At 71.5% G+C, this 19,197-nt stretch carries 17 protein-coding genes; 13 read left to right on the top strand and 4 right to left on the bottom strand.

The window, feature by feature from the left end; all coding sequences use genetic code 11:
• From KUF83_RS41595 to KUF83_RS41610, 4 genes are all read left to right on the top strand, one after another.
• The gene (locus KUF83_RS41595) at positions 1-981 is read left to right on the top strand and encodes a CU044_5270 family protein (RefSeq protein ID WP_217460316.1); all 981 of its coding nucleotides are present in this window, start codon (positions 1-3) and stop codon (positions 979-981) included.
• A gap of 163 nt (positions 982-1,144) precedes the next feature.
• The gene (dapD, locus tag KUF83_RS41600; protein WP_217460317.1) at positions 1,145-2,134 is read left to right on the top strand and encodes a 2,3,4,5-tetrahydropyridine-2,6-dicarboxylate N-succinyltransferase; all 990 of its coding nucleotides are present in this window, start codon (positions 1,145-1,147) and stop codon (positions 2,132-2,134) included.
• Between the two features lie 207 nt (positions 2,135-2,341).
• Positions 2,342-2,899, top strand: coding sequence for a SigE family RNA polymerase sigma factor (locus KUF83_RS41605; protein WP_217460358.1), 558 nt, complete (start codon positions 2,342-2,344; stop codon positions 2,897-2,899).
• Positions 2,896-4,134 carry a WD40 repeat domain-containing protein gene (locus KUF83_RS41610; protein ID WP_217460318.1) on the top strand — a complete coding sequence of 413 codons (1,239 nt, stop codon included), beginning with the start codon at positions 2,896-2,898 and terminating at the stop codon, positions 4,132-4,134. Before KUF83_RS41605 ends, KUF83_RS41610 begins: the two co-directional genes overlap by 4 nt.
• 33 nt (positions 4,135-4,167) lie before the next feature.
• Here KUF83_RS41610 and dapA read toward each other — a convergent pair whose 3' ends face one another.
• Positions 4,168-5,073: a 4-hydroxy-tetrahydrodipicolinate synthase gene (gene dapA, locus KUF83_RS41615; protein ID WP_217460319.1), complete on the bottom strand. Its 906-nt coding sequence runs from the start codon at positions 5,071-5,073 to the stop codon at positions 4,168-4,170.
• 264 nt (positions 5,074-5,337) lie between these two features.
• On the opposite strand from dapA, the gene KUF83_RS41620 reads away from it, so the two are divergent.
• A complete protein-coding gene (locus KUF83_RS41620; RefSeq protein ID WP_217460320.1) occupies positions 5,338-5,751 on the top strand; it encodes a phage holin family protein in 414 nt (137 codons plus the stop codon).
• Positions 5,748-6,176, top strand: a complete 429-nt coding sequence (locus KUF83_RS41625) for a DUF3618 domain-containing protein (RefSeq protein ID WP_217460321.1) — start codon at positions 5,748-5,750, stop codon at positions 6,174-6,176. Before KUF83_RS41620 ends, KUF83_RS41625 begins: the two co-directional genes overlap by 4 nt.
• A gap of 156 nt (positions 6,177-6,332) precedes the next feature.
• Here KUF83_RS41625 and KUF83_RS41630 read toward each other — a convergent pair whose 3' ends face one another.
• Positions 6,333-7,331: a YihY/virulence factor BrkB family protein gene (locus tag KUF83_RS41630; protein WP_217460322.1), complete on the bottom strand. Its 999-nt coding sequence runs from the start codon at positions 7,329-7,331 to the stop codon at positions 6,333-6,335.
• Positions 7,332-7,457: 126 nt separating this feature from the next.
• Between KUF83_RS41630 and KUF83_RS41635 the strand changes: the two genes are divergently transcribed.
• From KUF83_RS41635 to KUF83_RS41655, 5 genes are all read left to right on the top strand, one after another.
• On the top strand, positions 7,458-8,159 hold the full coding sequence (locus KUF83_RS41635; protein ID WP_217460323.1) for an antibiotic biosynthesis monooxygenase: 702 nt from the start codon (positions 7,458-7,460) through the stop codon (positions 8,157-8,159).
• 193 nt (positions 8,160-8,352) lie between these two features.
• A complete protein-coding gene (locus KUF83_RS41640; RefSeq protein ID WP_308403405.1) occupies positions 8,353-10,017 on the top strand; it encodes an MFS transporter in 1,665 nt (554 codons plus the stop codon).
• 311 nt (positions 10,018-10,328) lie between these two features.
• A complete protein-coding gene (locus KUF83_RS41645; protein WP_308403406.1) occupies positions 10,329-11,303 on the top strand; it encodes an Lrp/AsnC family transcriptional regulator in 975 nt (324 codons plus the stop codon).
• 173 nt (positions 11,304-11,476) lie between these two features.
• The gene (locus KUF83_RS41650; RefSeq protein WP_217460325.1) at positions 11,477-12,148 is read left to right on the top strand and encodes a helix-turn-helix domain-containing protein; all 672 of its coding nucleotides are present in this window, start codon (positions 11,477-11,479) and stop codon (positions 12,146-12,148) included.
• Positions 12,149-12,168: 20 nt separating this feature from the next.
• On the top strand, positions 12,169-12,906 hold the full coding sequence (locus KUF83_RS41655) for an SRPBCC domain-containing protein (RefSeq protein ID WP_217460326.1): 738 nt from the start codon (positions 12,169-12,171) through the stop codon (positions 12,904-12,906).
• A gap of 139 nt (positions 12,907-13,045) precedes the next feature.
• On the opposite strand, the gene KUF83_RS41660 is transcribed toward KUF83_RS41655, so the two are convergent.
• Positions 13,046-14,878 (bottom strand): endonuclease/exonuclease/phosphatase family protein, encoded by a 1,833-nt coding sequence (locus KUF83_RS41660; protein WP_217460327.1) that lies wholly within the window; start codon positions 14,876-14,878, stop codon positions 13,046-13,048.
• A 455-nt stretch (positions 14,879-15,333) separates the two neighbouring features.
• Between KUF83_RS41660 and KUF83_RS41665 the strand changes: the two genes are divergently transcribed.
• Positions 15,334-16,761, top strand: coding sequence for a hypothetical protein (locus tag KUF83_RS41665; protein ID WP_217460328.1), 1,428 nt, complete (start codon positions 15,334-15,336; stop codon positions 16,759-16,761).
• A 57-nt stretch (positions 16,762-16,818) separates the two neighbouring features.
• On the opposite strand, the gene KUF83_RS41670 is transcribed toward KUF83_RS41665, so the two are convergent.
• A complete protein-coding gene (locus KUF83_RS41670) occupies positions 16,819-17,013 on the bottom strand; it encodes a hypothetical protein (protein ID WP_217460329.1) in 195 nt (64 codons plus the stop codon).
• 310 nt (positions 17,014-17,323) lie between these two features.
• On the opposite strand from KUF83_RS41670, the gene KUF83_RS41675 reads away from it, so the two are divergent.
• Positions 17,324-18,772: an alkaline phosphatase PhoX gene (locus tag KUF83_RS41675; RefSeq protein ID WP_217460330.1), complete on the top strand. Its 1,449-nt coding sequence runs from the start codon at positions 17,324-17,326 to the stop codon at positions 18,770-18,772.
• Positions 18,773-19,197 lie beyond the last annotated feature (425 nt).

The following is a 19,197-nucleotide window of genomic DNA, read 5'->3' on the forward strand; positions in this document are numbered from 1 at the left end:
ATGGACGAGATGACCGAGGTACGGAACCTCCGAGCGGATGCGCCCGCCCCGGACCGGGCGCGGCTCGCCCCCGGGCGCGCGCGACTGGCCGAGGCGGTGACGGCGGGATGGCGGTCCCGCGCGGTGTGGGGGCGCCGGAAGTTCGTCATCGCCGCCGTCGTGGTGTCGGTGACCGCCGTCGCCGTCACGGCGTCCGTGCTGGCGGACGGCGGCGACTCCGGCCGGACGGTCCGGCCCGCGGCCTCCCCGAGCATCAACCTGAAAGGGATGAGCGCGGCCGAGCTGCTGGAACGGGCGGCCCGGACGGTGGAGCGGCAGGGACCGGTCACGGTGCCGCGCGCCAAGCAGTGGATCTACACCGAGACCGTCCAGGAGGACGGACGGAAGCCCCCCGAGGAAGGGCGGACGAACCACTTCACCTCCCGGCAGTGGATCCGCTACGACGGCAGCGCCATCGGTTCCGTCCTGCCCATGCCGGGGGCGGAGCTCGAGATCCGGAGCATGCGGCTGGAGAACGGGGGAGAGGGCGACGACCGCTCGCCGCGCGAGATGTACCGGTTCATGACCACCGTGCCGGCCGACGGTGACAAGGCGCTCAAGGCGATCCGTGACGAGCACGCGATCGGGGACATCGAGGGCGAGACCGAGGCGCAGCGGGACTACCGGGAGATCGGCGTCCTCCTCGACACCCCGGTGATGCCGTCCGAAGGGCTGGCCGGGCTCTATCGCGCGCTCGCGACCCTGCCGGGCGGCGAGGTCACCGACCACGTCGTACGGAACGCCGCCGGACGCCCGGTGATCGCACTGCGGTACGAGGGGAAGGACATCGGGCCGACGGGCCTGAAGATGGGGGACGAGTGGCTGCTCGACCCGCAGACCTACCGGGTCGTCGGCAGGCGGCTCACCGAGGGCGGCAAGGTCGTCGGCGGCAACTCGACCGTGACCATGGCGGTGGTCGACAAGGCCGGCCGTCGCAGCTGACCTCATGAGCACGGGCGGTCCGCGCCACGGGGGTGCGAGGACCGCCCGGACACCTGGCCGGACGCGCTCGGGGAACGGGCGCCACGCCTGTTCGGCGCCCGTTCCCTGAGACGGCCCGTCCCCGAGTTCGCCCGGACGGCTCCGCGCCCGTTAGGTTTCCCTCATGACCGACACGACTGCTACACGCACCACCGGCGCCGTCGCCGCCGGGCTCGCCACGCTCGCCGCCGACGGCACTGTCCTCGACACCTGGTACCCGGCTCCCGAACTGGTCGCCGAGCCCGGTCCCTCCGGCTCCGAGCGCCTGTCCGCCGAACGCGCGGTGGAGCTGCTCGGCGACGGCGCCGTGAAGGCGGTCGGCCCGGACGCCCGCCGTGGCGTCGACGTGGTCGCGGTCCGTACGGTCATCGCCTCGCTCGACGAGAAGCCGGTCGACGCGCACGACGCCTACCTGCGCCTGCACCTGCTCTCGCACCGGTTGGTGAAGCCCCACGGGCAGAGCCTCGACGGCCTGTTCGCCCACCTCGCCAACGTCGCCTGGACCTCGCTCGGCCCGGTCGCGGTGGACGACGTGGAGAAGGTCCGGCTGAACGCCCGCGCCGAGGGCCTCCACCTGGCCGTGACGTCCATCGACAAGTTCCCGCGCATGACCGACTACGTGGCGCCGAAGGGCGTCCGCATCGCCGACGCCGACCGGGTCCGTCTCGGCGCGCACCTCGCCGAGGGCACGACGGTCATGCACGAGGGCTTCGTGAACTTCAACGCCGGCACGCTCGGCACGTCGATGGTCGAGGGCCGCATCTCCGCCGGTGTCGTGGTCGGTGACGGCTCGGACATCGGCGGCGGCGCCTCCACCATGGGCACGCTGTCGGGCGGCGGCAACGTCCGCATCACCATCGGAGAGCGCTGCCTGATCGGGGCGGAGGCGGGCGTAGGCATCGCCCTCGGCGACGAGTGCGTCGTCGAGGCCGGGCTGTACGTCACCGCCGGGACCCGCGTCACGATGCCCGACGGCCAGATCGTCAAGGCCCGTGAGCTGTCCGGTGCCTCCCACATCCTGTTCCGCCGCAACTCCGTCACCGGGAAGGTGGAGGCGCGGCCGAACAACGCGGTGTGGGGCGGCCTCAACGAGGTGCTCCACAGCCACAACTGAGCCGCCACGACCTGCTCGAACCGAGCGCCCTCCCACAGCTGTGGGAGGGCGCTCGGCGTTGTGCGGGCACCAGCCTGCCCGCGCGCCGCGACCGCGGCCGACCGGACCGTGAGAATTTCTCATCGCATGCGGCATAGCGGCAGGCACCCCCGCGCGTCAGTACGAGTGGGAGCGGGGGGACGAACCCGCGGGGAAGAGAAGGTGACGATGGATGCCCAGGGGCACGAGCGGTTCCATGAGTTCGTGGAGAACCGGTCGTCGGCGCTGCTGAAGACAGCTGTGCTGCTCAGCGGCGGGGACCGGCACGCGGCCGAGGACCTGTTGCAGAACGCGTTGATCAAGGCCGCCGGGCGGTGGCATCGGATCGACGAGCCGGAGGCGTACGTACGGCAGATCCTGTACCGGCAGCAGGTGAGCCGGTGGCGGCTGAAGTGGCGGCGGCGGGAACTGACCGTCGCCGAGCCGCCCGAGGCGACGGGCGGCGCCGACGCCTCCTCCGCCACCGAGCTGCGGATCGTGATGCGGGGAGCGTTGGCGCGGCTCACCGCCCGGCAGCGGACCGTGCTCGTGCTGCGGTACTTCGAGGACCTGCCGGAGGCCGACGTGGCCCGGATCCTCGGCTGCTCGGTCGGGACCGTGCGGTCCACCACGCACCGCTCGCTCGCCCGGCTGCGCGCCCTCGCGCCGGAGCTGGCCGCCCTCGGCCTGTCCGACGCCGAACAGAACCCGTCCCGCGACTTCTCGCCAGTGGAGGTACGTCCGTGAACATGGATCAGCTCGTCCGCGACGCCCTGCACGAGCAGGCCTCGGAAACCATGACCCCGCCGCCCGGCTTCGCGGGCCGGGTCTTCGCCGTCCGGCGCCGCCGCCGGACCCGTACGATCGCCGGCGCCGCGGTCGCCACGGTGGTCGCGGTCGCCGTCGGAGTGGCCGTCCCGGTCCTGTACGACGGCAAGGACGAGCCGCGGCTCGCCACCCAGATGAACCAGAGCGACATCATCGCCCACCCGGACCAGACACCGCCGCGCGACTTCATCGCGGTCGGCGACACCGCGATGGCCGCCTACTACACGACCGGCACCGTCCAGGAGGGCGACAACCAGGGCGTCTTCCGGCGCACCTACCACCTCCTCGACCAGAAGACCGGCAAGTACGTGAAGAGCGCGAAGTGGTCCGTCCTCGACGTCGCTCCCGGCATGCGCACCGCCGCCGTACTGGAGGAGAAGCTGCCCACCAAGCGGATCGGGCTGCTCGACCTGCTCACCGGCGAGGTCGAGCGCTGGATCACCGTGGACCGCGCCGTCGCGGGCGTCAGCTTCTCGGCCGACGGCAGCAAGCTCGTCGCGACGACGTACAGCAAGAACCCCGACATGCAGGAGCTGGCTCCCAACGACGCCGACGGGGACGGCAAGAAGAACGACTGGGGACCGCCGTGGGGCAAGTCGTACCGGACCGGCTTCTACGTCCTCGACGCCGACTCCGGCAAGGGATCCTGGAGCAAGGTCACGGTGCGCAAGAACGACGACGACATGCCCGGGGGGTTCCTCAACGCCCGCCAGGACTTCGCCTTCAGCGCCGACGCCAAGCTGGTGTACTCGGGGCTCATCATGGAACCCAACGTGCAGTACTACGACTTCGAGGGCAACGAGGTCGCCACGCCGGCCAAGGAGAAGTACCTGCACTGGTCCGTCGACGCCCGCCTCTCCCCGGACGGCAAGCTCGCCGCCGGCGACTTCGCGGGCGGCATCAAGACCACCGCGTCCGAGATCAACGACCCCTACACCGGCAAGCGGCTCCACAAGATCCCCGGCCAGCAGCTGCTCGCCTGGGCCGACAACAGGCGGCTCATCGCCTGGGACATCACACCCGGCTCGAACGAGTTCCACAACCGGCTCGTGCTCGTCACGATCGGCAGTGACAAGACCATCCCGCTGAGCGGCTTCCGCAAGGGGAACGACGGCGCGGCCGGGCGCTGGAACCCGGTCTTCGCCGCACGCTGAGCGGCCGCCGAGCCGTCGGCGGGGACCGCCCGGTCAGGAGGCCACCAGCCGCTCGTACTCGGCCAGCAGCCCGTCGACCACCTCCCGGCCGGCGGGCCGCAGCGGTGCCCGCACCGGACCGGCGGGCAGACCCAGGGAGTTGAGCAGGGCCTTCGCGGTGACCGAGCCCGGCAGGCCCGAGGCCATCATCGCCTCGATGAGCGCGACGGCCCGTCGCTGGCGGTGCGCGGCGCCCCCGGTGTCTCCCGCGTCGAACGCGTCCAGGACGCCCCGGAGCAGGCCCGGCACGACGTTGGCCACCGTACTGACGTACCCGGCGGCGCCCACCGCGTACAGGGCCAGCGCGTACTCGTCACAGCCCGCGTAGTACGCGAGATCCGTGCGGGCCAGCACCTTCTGGGTGCCGAGCAGGTCGTACGCGCAGTCCTTCACCGCCACGATCCGCGGATGCTCCGCGAGCCGCAGCATGGTCTCCGGCTCGATCCGGGTGCCGGTGCGGCCCGGGATGTCGTACAGGGCGAGCGGTAGCCCGGAGGCGTCCGCGAGGGTCAGGAAGTGCGCCTCGACGGCGTCCTGCGGGGGCTTGCTGTAGTACGGCGTGACCGCCAACAGGCCGTGCGCGCCCGCCTTCTCGGCGTCGAGCGCGAGCTCGACGGAGTGACGGGTGTCGGCGGTCCCGACGCCGGCGACGATCGCGGCACGGTCGCCGACGGCCTCGGCCACCGCCCGTACGAGCGCGGACTTCTCGGCGTCCGTGGTGGTCGGCGACTCCCCGGTCGTCCCGGACAGCACCAGTCCGTCGCAGCCCTCGGAGACCAGCCGCTCGGCGAGCCGCTGCGCGCCGTCCAGGTCGAGCAGCCCTTCGGCGGTGAAGGGCGTGACCATCGCGCAGAGCGCGCGGCCGAAGGGACGAGGACGGGGAGGTGTGGTCGTGGTCATGCAAGCAGTCTCGGCCCGCCGACCTGGAAGCTCCACTTAATTCTCCTACGCGCTATCCGTAAGGAAGGCTACGGAGTGTGTCTCCTGGGGCGCTCTGGGCACCCGGTCCGGTTCGGGCCACCACGCCGGGTGCGGCGGCCGGTGACCGGTTTCCGGGACGGCCGGCCCGGTGCTGTCCCGCCTCGGTGATCCCGGCTCGGGGAAGGGGTAGCGGCGGCCCGGCAGGGTACCCGGGCGGCCCCGGACGAAAGGAGGCAGGACGCCATGACCGGGACCACGGACCGGCGGCCGGAGGAGCAGCACTCGGTGGGTGAACTCGTCGGGCAGGCCACGGAACAGCTTTCCGAGCTCGTACGGCAGGAAATACAGCTCGCGAAGGAGGAACTGACGGAGAAGGGGCGGCGCGCGGGGCGCGGCGGCGGGCTGCTCGGCGCGGCCGGCGCCGTCGCCTACGTGGGGCTGATGGCCCTGTCGGCGACCGGCGCCGCCGCACTCTCCCTGGTGCTGCCCGTGTGGGCGGCGGCACTGATCGTCACAGTCCTGCTCTTCGTGGTCGCGGGGGTGCTGGCGAAGACCGGCCGCGCGCAATTCAGCCGCGCCACCCCGCCGTTGCCCGAGCAGGCGATGGACAGCGTGCGGGCCGACGTCGACGAGATCAAGGAAAGGGCGCACCGATGAACGACAGGAACGATGCCGTGCAGGCCGGCGGCGCCACGGACAGCCCCACCGACGCGGCCGAGGGGCCGGAGGAGCTGCGCCGCCGGATCGAGACGACCCGAGAGCAACTCGGCGTCACGGTCGAGGAGTTGGCGGCGAAGGTCGACGTACGGGCTCGTGCGAAGGCCCGGAGCGCCGAGCTGAAGGGGAAGGCCGCCGAGGCCGGCCACGTCGTGCAGGGCAAGGCGGCGCAGGCGGGTCACGTCGTACAGGGGAAGGCCGTCGAGGCCGGGCAGGTCGTGCAGGAACGCATGCCGCAGCCGGTGCGCGACGCCGCGACCGCGGTCGTCCAGGCCGGGCTGAGGTACCGCAAGCCCGTACTGATCGCCGGGGGAGCGGTCGTGGCGGCCTGGCTGCTGCGTCGGCGGCGCACCGGCCGTCGCTGACCGGACGGGTGCGCGCACCACCGGTCGGGCACGGGTGTCATCGACCGGGCGGAGCACGGCGAGCGGCGACCGGGTGGTTCCGGGGCAGCGGCGGGGCAGAGGGATTCGGCCCCGCCGCTCGCCGTGGTCCTGCCCGGTTCGCCGCTCCTCGCCGTCCTACCCAATCTCGCCGTCCCCACGGTGACTCCGCAGCCACGAGGCGCGAAGTCGCGCGGGCCACTTCCTGATGTCCCTCGGCTCCACGTACGGCTCCTCGGTCGCCGGCATCCCGTCCGTGATCGCCCGCTCCCGGGCGAGCTCCGCGTCGAACTCCAGGCCGAGCAGGATCGCCAGGTTGGTGAGCCAGAGCCACACCAGGAAGACGATGACGCCCGCGAGCGTCCCGTACGTCTTGTTGTAGAGACTGACGTTGGCGGCGTAGACCGCGAACGCCGCCGAGGCCAGCAGCCACAGGACGGCGGCGAGGAGGCTGCCCGGGCTGATCCGGCCGAAGCCGCGGCCGCGGACGTTGGGGGCGGCCCAGAACAGCAGCGTGATCATGAGGACGACCAGCAGCACCAGGACGGGCCACTTGACGACCGACCACGTGGCGATCGCCGCGTCGCCCAGCCCGAAGGCCGCGCCCGCGCGCTCGGCGAGCGGGCCGGTGAACACCACGATCAGCGCGCTCGCGGCGAGCATCAGCATCAGAACGACCGTCAGGGCCAGCCGCAGCGGGGTCAGCTTCCAGACCGGACGGCCCTCCGGGAGGTCGAAGACCGCGTTCGAGGAACGGATGAACGCGGCCACGTAGCCGGACGCGGACCAGACGGCCACGAGGATGCCGACGACCGCGAGAAGGCCACCGGTGCCGCCGCTGTCGCCGAGCTGGACCACCGCGTCGCGCAGGATGTCCCGGGCCGGACCCGGGGCGAGCCGCTGGACGTTGTCGAGCAGCCTGTCGGTGACGCGGTCGCCGACCACGCCAAGCAAGGACACCAGGAGCAGCAGCGCCGGGAACAGCGACAGGACCCCGTAGTACGTCAACGCGGCGGCGCGGTCGGGGAGTTCGTCGTCCTGGAACTCCCTCACCGTGCGCCGCACCACGGCCCACCACGAGCGTCCGGGCAGCTTGCCGGGGCTGTCCTTCGCCGTCAGGGACCGGTTCGCTTCCATGACCGGGCGGGTTGCCGCTCCGGCCGGGGTGAACCCTCCGGCGCGACGGCCGGGCTTGACCTCAAGTCCGATCGAGGTCGGAGGGTGGGTGCCGCAGACGTTGAGCAGCGATCACCGGAGGTTGTGATGACCCGTCGTACCGATGTGCACCCCGAACTCACCCGTCCCGAGGTCGGCGCCCCGTTCTTCAGCACCTGGCGGGTGGGGACCCCCGACCGGCAGCGGGCGACGCTGGAGGCGATCGCCGCCACCTGGGAGAGCCGCCCATGGCCGGCCGAGGGGCTGCTCGGGTACTACGTCCACGCCGGGGAGGACGGCACGACCCTGCTGCACCAGTCGCAGTGGAGGAGCGAGCAGGACTACGAGGCGTTCGTGAAGGTCCACCGGCAGGAGCGGGTGGACGAGATCGACGTGGCCGTGCCCGGCATCGAGAGGGTGGCACTCGACCGGTACCGCAGGTACCGCAGTGGTGTCCGGCCGGGGGAGAAGCGGGTGCCCGGCTGCGTCGTGATCGTCGAGATCGAGTTCGAAGGGGCGGATCCCGAGCGGCAACGGGCCTGGGTGGACGCGGTGTTCGAGGCCCTGGAGAGCGAGCCCGACCCGCACCCCGGCGGCATCTCCGCCCACTTCCATCTGAGCACCGACGGCACGAAGGTCCTCAACTACGCCGAGTGGGAGAGCGCCGAGGCACACCTCGACGCGTTGGGCGCGCCGGGCGAGGGCGTGGGATCGCATACGCCGCTGTGGGAGCGCGTGCAGACGTATCCCGGGCTGAAGCGGTCCACGGTCAGCCGCTACACCTACGCCCTCGGTCTCGTCCCCGGGTGATCCCCGGCCGGCCGCCTCCGCACTGCCCTCGACGCCGATGCGCCGGCGAGGGTCTCGGAAATCCGGCGTGAGGGGGGTCTCCATGTCGGATTCCCGGGATTCCGCGGCCGTGGCTGTCCCTCCTTCGGCGGCGCGACCGAAAGTGGGCGCGGAAACAGCCGACCGCGGCGGGGACGCCGCAAGGGAGAGTTCCGTGAACGTCACAACCGCGGCGAGCGTCTCGCAGGAACGACGGGCAGCCACGCTCGTCATGGCCTGCGTAGGCGTGTTCGTCGCCTATCTGCCGGTGACCACCGTCTCGGTGAGCCTGCCGGCCATCCAGCGGGCGATGCACGCGTCGACCGCCCAACTGTCCTGGGTGTCCGACGCGTTCGTCCTGCCCATGGCCGCCCTCATCCTCACCGCCGGGGTCGTCGGAGACGTCCACGGCCGCAAGAAGGTCTTCCAGGCGGGCCTGGCCTTCTGCGCCGTCGGCGCCGCGGTCGCCCTGTCCGCCCAGTCGATCGGGGTCCTGTGGCTCGGCCAGGCACTGGCCGGTCTGGGCGCGGCCGCGCTGCTGCCCACGACCCTGGCCCTGATCAGCCACGCCGTACCCGACCCGCGGGAACGCGGAAAGTTCATCGGCCTGTGGGCGACGTCCCTGCTGTCGGCCCTCGCCCTCGGCCCGATCATCGCCGGCCTCGTCCTCGAACACTTCGCCTGGCGCTGGATCTACCTGCCGGCCGTCCCCGTCGCACTCGTCGCCATGGCCTTCTCGGCCCGGTCGCTGACCGACTCCCGCGCCGCGGGCTCGCGCAGGCTGGACTGGCCCGGCCAGCTCACCGCCGCGCTGGCGATCACCGCCCTGGTCTACGGGGTCATCGAGGGTGGAGCCGGCTCCTTCTCGGACGAGAAGGTGATGACGGCCCTGTTCACGGCCGTCGTCAGCGGCGTCGCCTTCGTGCTCGTGGAACGGCGCAGTGACAGCCCGATGCTGGACCTGAAGCTGTTCCGCAGCGCGGCCTTCAGCGCCACGACCCTGATCGCCATGATCAGCTTCCTGGGGCTGATCGGGTTCTTCTTCGCGCTCAGCCTCTACTTCGGCATGGTGCAGCAGCTCAGCACCCTGGAGGCCGGTGCCCGGCTCGTGGTCGTCAGCCTCATGGCCATCCTCGTCGGGGCGCCGGTCGGCCGCCTCATGCACCGGGTGTCGGCACGCGCCCTGATCACCGGCGGTCTGCTCGTCAGCGCGGGCGCGCTGTTGTCCCTCACCACGATCGACGCCGGCACCTCGTACGTCTCGCTGGTCTGGCGGCTGGCTCTGCTGGGCCTCGGCATGGGCCTGGTCATCACTCCCATGACCGCCACCGCGGTGGGGTCCGTGCCGCACCACCTGGCCGGCATGGCGGCTGCCGGGAACAACGCCTTCCGGCAGGTCGGCGGCGCGCTGGGCCCGGCCGTCCTGGGCGCCCTGCTCACCGGCCGGGCCACCGGCTCCCTGCCCGGTCACCTCGCCGACGCGGGCCTGACGGACTCCCAGCGGCAGAGCGTCGTCTCGGCGGTGGACGGGGGCGGACTGGGCGCGGTCGCCCGTATGGACCTGGGCCCGGCTCAGGGGCGTGCCCTGGGCGCGCTGTCCGAGGCCTTCCTCGACGGCCTCCACCTGTGCCTGATCGTGTCCGCGATCCTGACACTGCTCGCCGCGGCGGTCGCCGCCGTCCTGCTGCGCGGCCCGCGGCAGGCGACGACGCAGGTGGCCGGCTCCGGCGCCACGGGCGGACGCCCCGCGCTCACGAACCCGCCCACGGCCGTGCACGGGGCGCCCCGGCGCCAGGGAGCCGGGGAACACCACCCGGAACTCGACCGCCGGGACGGATGAACCAACGGCGGCGATCCGGCGTCTTACCGGGCGCCCTCCGTGGGGACGGGAAGGGCGCCGGTGCGAGGCCCGGGCCCAGGAACACACTCCTGGGCCCGGGCCTCCCTGCTCGTTCCGGCTCCGCACGGGGCGACCTCGCTCCCCGTGCGCAGGCACCCCCACTCGGTACGATGATCTTCCGCAGTCCGCAGTCCGCAGTCCGCAGTCCGTGCCGCGGGTCCCCGGTGCCCGGCCCCCGGTCCCCGGTGCGCCGCTCCGGTGGGCATCCGCTGCATTCCGCTACGAATCCTTCCGAGAGCAGAGGCGGTCCGGTGGAGTCCCGCGCACTCGACCCGCTCGACCTGAAGCTGCTGCAGGCGCTCCAGGTCGACGGCCGTGCGCCGTTCAGCCGGATCGCGGAGGTCCTCGGGGTCTCGGACCAGACCGTCGCGCGGCGCTTCCGGCGGCTGCGCACCACGGCGGGCCTGCGCGTGCTCGGCATGACCGACGAGAGCCGGCTCGGCAGACAGAACTGGATCGTCCGGCTGCGCTGCACCCCGGACGTGGCGGAACACCTGGCGACCGCGCTGGCCCGGCGTCCCGACACGTCGTACGTCGACCTGGTCTCGGGCGGTACCGAGGTGCTGTGCGCGATGCGGCCGCGCTCACGGCAGGAACGCGACGAACTGCTCCTCGACCGGTTGCCGCGCACCCCGCACGTCGTCTCGGTCACCGCGCACTGCCTGCTGCACTTCTTCTACGGCGGCCCGCTCGGCTGGCTCAACAAGGTCCACGCCCTCGACGCCGCCGAGGAGGCCGCCCTGAGACCGCCGCCCGTCGAGGCGGCCACCACGCCCGTCGTCCTGGACGCGGACGACGAGGCGCTGCTCGCCGTCCTGAGGCGCGACGGTCGGACCCCGCTCACCGAACTCCAGGCGGCCACCGGGCAGAAGGAGTCCGGGGTCAAGCGGCGCCTGGACCGGCTGCGCTCCTGCGGAGTGCTCTACTTCGACGTACAGCACGACAGTGAACCCCTGGGACACGGCACCGGGGCCATGCTCTGGCTGACCGTGGCCCCTTCGGCCCTCGCCGAGGTCGGGAACGCTCTCGCGGGGCACCCCGAGATCGGCTTCGCCGCGGCCACCACCGGTCAGGCCAACATCGTCGCCTCGGTCGTCTGCCGCGACAGCGGCGCGTTGTACACGTACCTGAGCGAGAAGATCGCGGGTCTCGACGGCGTCGGGGCCGTCGAGACCGCCCTCATCCTGCGCCAGGTCAAACAGCTCACGTACGAACCCGGCCGCTGACCGCTTGCCACCGACCCCTGACTGCCGACCGTTGACCGCCGACCGTCCGGTGGCAGTACGTACCTGCCCTGCTCGAAAGCCCCAGCCCCGCACCGGCCACGGTCACGGCCATCCCCTCCACCGACAATCAAAATTTCCTGGACAAGAAAAGTTTTCGGTGAGACGGTGGAGTCATGTTGGACGTGACGGTGATCGAGGACCCGGCGGCAGCTGTCGTCTCGCTGGACCCCATAAGGGCCAGGCTCCTTGCCGAGCTGACGGGCGGCCCCGCGTCGGCCGCCATGCTCGCCGGCAAGGTCGGTCTGCCCAGACAGAAGGTGAACTACCACCTGAAGGAGCTGGAGCGGCACGGACTGGTCGAGCTGGCGGGCGAGCGCCGCAAGGGCAATGTCACCGAGCGGCTGATGCGGGCCACCGCCGCGTCGTACGTCATCTCACCGCTCGCGCTCGCCGCCGTGCAGCCCGACCCGGACCGTTTCCGCGACCAGCTCTCCGCCCGCTGGCTGCTCGCGCTCGGCGCCCGGCTCGTACGGGACGTCGGCTCGCTGATCACCGGGGCGGCCAAGGCCCACAAGCGGCTCGCCACCTACGCGCTGGACGGCGAGGTGCGCTTCGCGTCGGCCGCCGACCGTGCCGCGTTCATCCAGGAACTCACGGCCGGCGTCGGCGCCCTGATCCGCAAGTACGACGCCGGCGACGCCGAGGGCGGCCGGGACCACCGCATCGTCGTCGCCGTCCACCCCACGGTCAAAGCGGGGGAGCGCCCGGTCGGGCCGCCCTCGCCCGGGACACGCCCACCCGAGACGCCCTCGGCCGTGTCCGAACTCACCGATCCACACGCCTAGTTCACGCGCAGGAGCCCACCATGTCCAAGGAATTCGAGATCGCCCGCGAGTTCGAGGTCGATGCCACGCCCGACCAGGTGTGGGACGCCTTCACCAGCGGTACCGGCGGCTGGCTGTGGCCGCTCGATCCGCCGGAGCCGCGCGTGGGTGGCAAGGGGCCCTTCGGGTCCGAGGTCGTCACCTGGGACCCGCCGCACCGCTACACCAACCGTGTCGAGGACGTCGAGGGAATCTCCGAGCAGACCGTCAACCAGCTCGACTACACCGTCGAGTCCCGTGACGGCGGCCGGCGCGCCTGGGTGCGGTACGTGCACAGCGGCATCTTCGTCGACGACTGGGACAACCAGTACGACGGCGCCGCCAAGCACACGGACTTCTACTTGCACACCCTTCGCGAGTACCTGACGGGCTTCGCGGCCCGGCCGGCCGCCTTCGCCACGTTCGACGGACCCGACGCGTCCAAGGCGTCCGGCGCCTTCACCGTCGTCGGCCGGGCGCTCGGCCTCGCGGACGACACCGCCGCGGGAGCACGCGTACGGGTCCAGGGCCCCGACGGGCAGCAGTTCGACGCCGTGCTCGACTACCGCGACCCGTACTTCATCGGGCTGCGGACCGACGACGCCCTCATCCGCTTCTTCGGGCGCAACCACTGGGGTGCGCCGGTCGGCATCAGCGTCCACGACTTCGCACCGGACGCCGACGCCGAGCGGAACGAGACCGCCTGGCAGGGCTGGCTCGACCACGCCTTCAAAGCCTGAGCCCTTCCCCTTCCCGAAGGGCGCAACGACCGAGCCCGGCCCCCCTGACATCGGGGCCGGGCTCGGTGGCGTACGGCCGGAGAACCTCCGGCGGGACCGCAGCGGCTACGGGACCGCAGCGGCTACGGGACCGCAGCGGCTACGGGCGGAAGCGCAGCACCTGCGGGTCGTGGTCGCTGATCTGGTCGGAGAACTCCGAGTTGATGTGCACGCTGTCGTAACTGAAGTCGCAGTCCTTGCGGATCGACGGGCTGATCAGGATCTGGTCCAGGACCTGGCTGTTGCCCTGGTAGTCGTAGCTGTAACGCTCGCTCTTCGGCAGGGACTTGACGGCCGACCACAGGACGCCGTCGTCCTCCAGGAGCTTCGTCGTCTGCGAGAACTCGAAGTCGTTGATGTCGCCGAGCGTGACGACGTCCGCGTTCTTCTGCTTCGCCAGGATGTCCTTGACGAACGCGTTCACCGCGGTCGCCTGGAGGTGGCGCTGGGTCTCCGAGCTGCGCGCCGGCGGCTGGAACTGCGAGTGCAGGGCCTGGTCGCCGCCCTTCGACGCGAAGTGGTTCGCGATCACGAAGACCGGCTCGCCGCGGAAGGAGAACTCGCCCGCGAGCGGCTTGCGGCTGTTCGTCCACGCGGCGTTCGCCGGGTCGATACGCCCCGGGGAGACCGTCAGCCGCGCCTTGCCCTGCACCTTCGTGACGCCCACGGCGGTCGAGGCGTCGCCGCCCGCGCGGTCCACGAAGGAGACACGTGCCGGGTTGTAGAGGAACGCCTGACGGATGTTGCCGCCCGGCTCACCGCCGTCCGCGAGGTTCACCGGGTCGATGGAACGCCACTCGTACGCAGGACCGCCCGCGGCGACGATCGCGTCGACCAGCTTCTGCATCGTCTGGTCGGCGGCGACCGTACCGTCGTTCTTCGCGCCGTTGTTGTCCTGGATCTCCTCCAGGGACACGATGTCGGGGGCCTGGAGGTGGTCCACGATCGCGGCCGCGTGCTCGGCGAACGTGCCGTCCGTCGGGTCGAGGTTCTCGACGTTGTACGTCGCCACCGCGAGCTCCGAACGCGACTGCTTGCGCGTCGTCTCACGCTCCAGGCCGCCGGACTTCACCGTGCCCAGGGTGCGGGCGGTCAGCGTATAGCCGCCGAACTGGGTGTAGTCGAGCGGGCCCTCGGTGGTGCCCTTCAGCGTGTCACCGACGTTCGCCGTCGGGAACGGCTCGGTGGCGCTCGGGATCAGCGACTGGATCTGCAGCCGGCCGGTGTTCTGCTCGGAGTAGGCGCCGTAGACGGTGCCGCCGCGGCGGTTCGGGTTCTCGTGCGGCTTGACCGTCACCCACAGCTCGGAGAAGGGGTCGGTCGCGGTGACCACGCGCGAGGAGCCGATCGCGACGTTCATGCCCTCCAGGGACTCGTAGCGGTCGAGGGCGTACTTCTTGGGCCGCAGTGTCAGGTTGCCCACCGAACCGCTCGCCGCGGCGTCGCCCTCGGGCGCGTACACGGAGGGGACGGAACGGCTGTCGATGACCGTGGCCTTCGGCAGCGCGTTGCCGCTCGACACCACCGTCACCGTCGGCCGGACGATCTCGGTGACCGACTGGTTGCCGGAGGCTGCGCCGCCCGGCACGAACTCCGTGACCGTGCCCGAGACGGTCACCGAGTCGCCGACCGCGACCTTCGGCGTGGAGCTCGTGAAGACGAAGACGCCCTCACTGGTGGCCGGGTCGGCGTCCGCGGACGGACCCTGGATCCAGAAGCCGCGGGACGAACCGTAGGTCCGTACCCCCGTGACGATGCCGGCCACGTCCGTGACCTGCTGGCCCGCGAGCGGGGACGTCCGGGTGGAGCCCTGGATGTCGTGGACGGCGACGGCATCCGCGTGAGCGGGCGAGATGAGAACCACCGAGGAAACCGTGGAACAGACGGCTGCGACGGTGAGCGCGGCTATGCGCGCGGAAGACTTGCTCGGCAACGAAATCCCTCCGGGGACGTGCGTGGGCGCCGGGACGAGGGCGGAACATTCGACGGATGAGGGTGGAGCGGTGCGACAGGACGAACGCGAAGCCGTGGGGAGCCGCGACCGGTGGGGCGGTCGGTGACGCGCGTAGAAGCAGGGCACGGAGTTGCTACCCGTGAGTTTCTACGCGCGTCAATCTCGTGTCTGGCCACGGCACTTGTCAAGGTTTCCGGGGTTAACACTTCTGACAGGTTCATGAACCGGGCGGCATGGGTCCAAATCCGTCTAGGCTGAGGGCTGCATTTCCGGGGCGGCTCATGAGCGTTCTCCGGACGGCCCGCGGACCTCGCGCGTTTCGTGGCTCGCGGACCCCGTGGACGTCAGGTTCGTCCGTGACGGCCGTCGGAAATGTGCGTCCGAGACGGACGCCGAGATGCACGTCCGACTGTTCGTCCTAGGAGAACCAGCCGATGTCAGACAGCTCCCCCCTGCCGCCGGTGCGTCTGCACTCCGAAGCGGAGCTCGCACGGGACGCGCTTGCCACACCGCTTCTCTCCCGTGCCGTGCGGCTCGCCCGCTGGGCCGGCCCGGACACCCGGGTCGGTGCCGGTGGCGAACTCGTCGAGGAACTGCTGCCGGCCGCCGCCGCGGAACTGGCGCTCGACGGCGAGGACGCCGCGGCCTGTGCGAGCGAGGCCTGGCGGGTGGCCGTGGACACCGGGCTCGTCGCGGTCGTGGACGAGGAGGAGGGCACGGTCACCGCCGGCGCCGACCTGGGTGCCGTCCTGTCGGGTGCGCCGCAGGACGTGCTGGGCCTGTGGCTCGGCGCCCTGGAGACGGTGCTGGCCGACGCGAGCGTGCCCGACCTCGACGACCTCATGGAGGCCGTGGACGAGGGCGGCGAGATCGACTTCTCCGCACTGGACTGGGATCCCGAGGCGGAGGCCGAGTTCCTCGACGGGGTGCTCGGCAACCTCTATCTGCTGACCGCCGGCGAGGACGCGCCCGGTGACGGCCAGGTACCGCTGCCCGCCCTCGCCGCGTCGATGATCGTGCCGGACGACATGGGGGAACCCACCAACGACGTCCTGGAGCAGGTGTCGGACGCGATGATGCGCCTCGACGACCAGTTCCGGCTCCTGGAGCCGGTCGGCCTCGTCGACTTCCAGCCCGTCGACGAGGCACTCATGGCCGACATCGACGAGGAGCCCGCCGAGCCCGTGGACGACACGGACGTCTCCCGGTACGGGATGGTGCGGCTCACCCCGCTCGGGATGTACGGCATCAGGGCGCGGCTCCTGGAGGCCGGGTTCGCGGCGCCCGCGGTGGGCGACCTCGCGGACAAGGGGGCCGACGTGCTCCTCGACAGCACCTCCACGTTCCCTCCGACGGCCGCACAGGCGGAGACCGAGCAGTGGCTCGCACGGCGTGAACCCCTCGCGGCCGCACGGGAGTTGCTCACCGCGGCCCGGGGCGCCGACGCGGGGGCGCCGCTGCGCCGGCTGCGCTGCCAGCAGGCCCTGTCCCTGGTCGGCACGGAGGCCTCGCCCGCGCTGCGCGAGGTGCTCGACGATGCCGAGCTGGGTGGGCTCGCCCGGGTCTGGCTCGCCGAGCGGGGCGTACCGGACGTGCCCGCGCCGTCCGAGGAGATGGTCTTCTGGCTGACGGTCGACACGATCGCGGCGCAGCTGGCCGCGGAGGGCAACTCGGAGGAGCTGCAGGCGCTCGTCGAGGGGCTCGCGGCCCAGCACGGCAGCTTCTTCGCGGCGGCCTGGCGGGTGGACCACCCCGCCACACCGGACGTGCTGGAGGCCATGGGACGGCTGCACCCCGACAAGAAGGTCGCCAAGGAGGCCCGCAAGGCCGCGTTCAAGGCGCGGTCGCAGCAAGGGGGGTAGAAGGGGGAGCGGGGCGACCGCGAGCAGCATCCCCGGGAACACACCGGACGACAGGGGTCAGGGCTCGTCCGAGGGCTCCGGGTCGCCCATGGCGAGGACCCGTACCGGGACTCCTTCGAGCTCGTCCGGGACCACGTCCTGCGGGCTGAGGTGGTCGCGGGCCACCTTGCGGGTGACGAACACGACGATGACGTCCTCGCCGGAGTCCTCGTCGCGGCCGGTACCGACCCCGCTCACGTTGGCCAGTGCCATCAGCCGCTCCTCATGGAGCCGGCGTGCCTGACGTGCGTCCACTTCGGCTCGCCTCCCATGGGTCGTGCGGGTCGTTGGTACCGAGATTATTCCGCCCAACAGTTCGGATGCGAGGAGTGTTGGGCCGTATGGGGTGTCGTCGGCCCGGACGGGCGGATCGAGCCGCGTTCACGCAAGGGGGGCCCGGGCCGTCGGACGGCGTTCAACCGGTGTTCAGCCACGGGCGGGACCGTGTGGCCGACAGCCGGGTCCGCCACCCTGCGCGCGTCACCCCTCGCCACGGTCACACTCCACCGTCACAGGAGACAGCATGTCGCTCACCCGCAGGGACTTCGCCAGACGATCCGCGATCACCGGTGCCGGTGTCGCCCTGGTCGGCAGCGTCGGCACCCTCGCCACCGCGCCCGGCGCCCTCGCGTCCACGGACACCGAGACCGCGGGCGACGACGCCGACCGGCACGGCGGAGCCGTCGGCTACGGACCGCTCCTGCCCGACCCGAAGGGCATCCTCGCGCTGCCCGCCGGATTCTCGTACCGCGTCATCACCCACAGCGGCACGACCAGGCTGGAGTCGGGCGAGTTCACCCCCTCCAACCACGACGGCACGGCCGCGTTCGACGGCCCGCGCGGCACGACCCTCCTCGTCAACAACCACGAGCTGAAGGGCCCGCGCGCCAACTGGAAGTACCCGGTCCCGCTGACCGAGGGCCTCGTCTACGACCCGGCCGCGTCCGGCGGCTGCACCGTCGTCGAGGTGCGTCCCGGCGGCGCGGTCGCCGAGTGGGTCGGCATCGCCGGCACCTCCACCAACTGCGCGGGCGGCAGCACCCCGTGGGGCACCTGGCTCACCTGCGAGGAGAACTCCGACCGGGCCGGCGAGAACGGCATGACCAAGGACCACGGTTACGTCTTCGAGGTCGACCCCTGCGACCGCCGGGCCAACCGGAACCCCAAGCCCCTGAAGTTCTTCGGCCGGTACGACCACGAGGCCGTCGTCATCGACCCCAAGCGCGGCCACGCCTACCTCACCGAGGACGACTCCGAGCCCAACGGCCTGTTCTTCCGCTGGGTCCCGCCGAAGGGCTTCACCCACGGCCGCGGCAGGTTCCGTACCCTCGCCGACAACGCGGGCGTGCTCCAGGCACCCAAGTGCTACGACTCCGGCGGCCGTTACGTCGACGACCTGTCCCGCGCCACGAGGATCGGCACGGTGTACGGGGTCGACTGGGTCGACGTACCCGACCGCGACGGCCAAAAGACCGCCGTGCGCGAGCAGTTCGGCCCCGGCGAGGTCACCCGCGCCCGCAAGCTCGAAGGCATGTGGTGGGGCGACGGCGGCGCCTACCTCGTCTCCTCCTACGCCCGCGAGGAGAGCCCCGTCCAGCACGACGGCCAGGTCTGGTTCTACGACCCCAAGCGCCGCACGCTGACCCTGAAGGTGCTGCTGGGGGTCAACCCCGACCCGTCCAAGGACGGTGCCTTCGACGGTCCCGACAACATCACCGTCTCCCCGTACGGCGGCCTCGTCATCGCGGAGGACGGCGAGGGCGTCTCCCACCTCTTCGGCGCGACCGACAGCGGCCGCACCTATCCCATCGCCCGCAACGACCTGAACATCGGCACCGAGGCCGAGCCCGAGTTCAGCGAGTTCACCGGAGTCACCTTCTCGCCCGACGGACGCACCCTGTACGCCAACATTCAGGAGCCGGGCATCATGGTGGCCGTCAAGGGGCCGTGGAAGCGTCAGAAGCGCGGCTGAAATACGTGTCCCACAGCGGGAATTAAATCGCTCGCCCGAACCGCGGTACGCCTCCTAGAGTGAACAACGTCCAGGTGCGAAGGCAGGACCTACTTCCACTGCTAATGGGGCGGCCGCGGGTTCGAGTCCCGTCACCGGTACCACGCGCCGGTGTAGCTCAGGGGTCAGAGCACCTACGTCGGTTCCGCCGGCCTTGAACTCTGGACACCACAACTTCATGCACCTCCCGGTGCGAAGGCCGCGGCTACTTCTCTCTCAAAGAATCCCCGCCGCGGCCGACTTGATCTCGGGAGGCGCAGCACATGGTGTGTGCCCGGTGCGCAGGCAGCGGTTACTTCAGGGATCAGAGGGTTGCGGGTTCGAATCCCGTCATCGGCTTTGGGCCGGTGTAGCTCAATCCGGTAGAGCATCCGATTAGGTCCGTC

It is taken from the genome of Streptomyces sp. BV286 (assembly GCF_019090165.1).
In the GTDB taxonomy this organism is placed as follows: Bacteria; Actinomycetota; Actinomycetes; order Streptomycetales; family Streptomycetaceae; genus Streptomyces.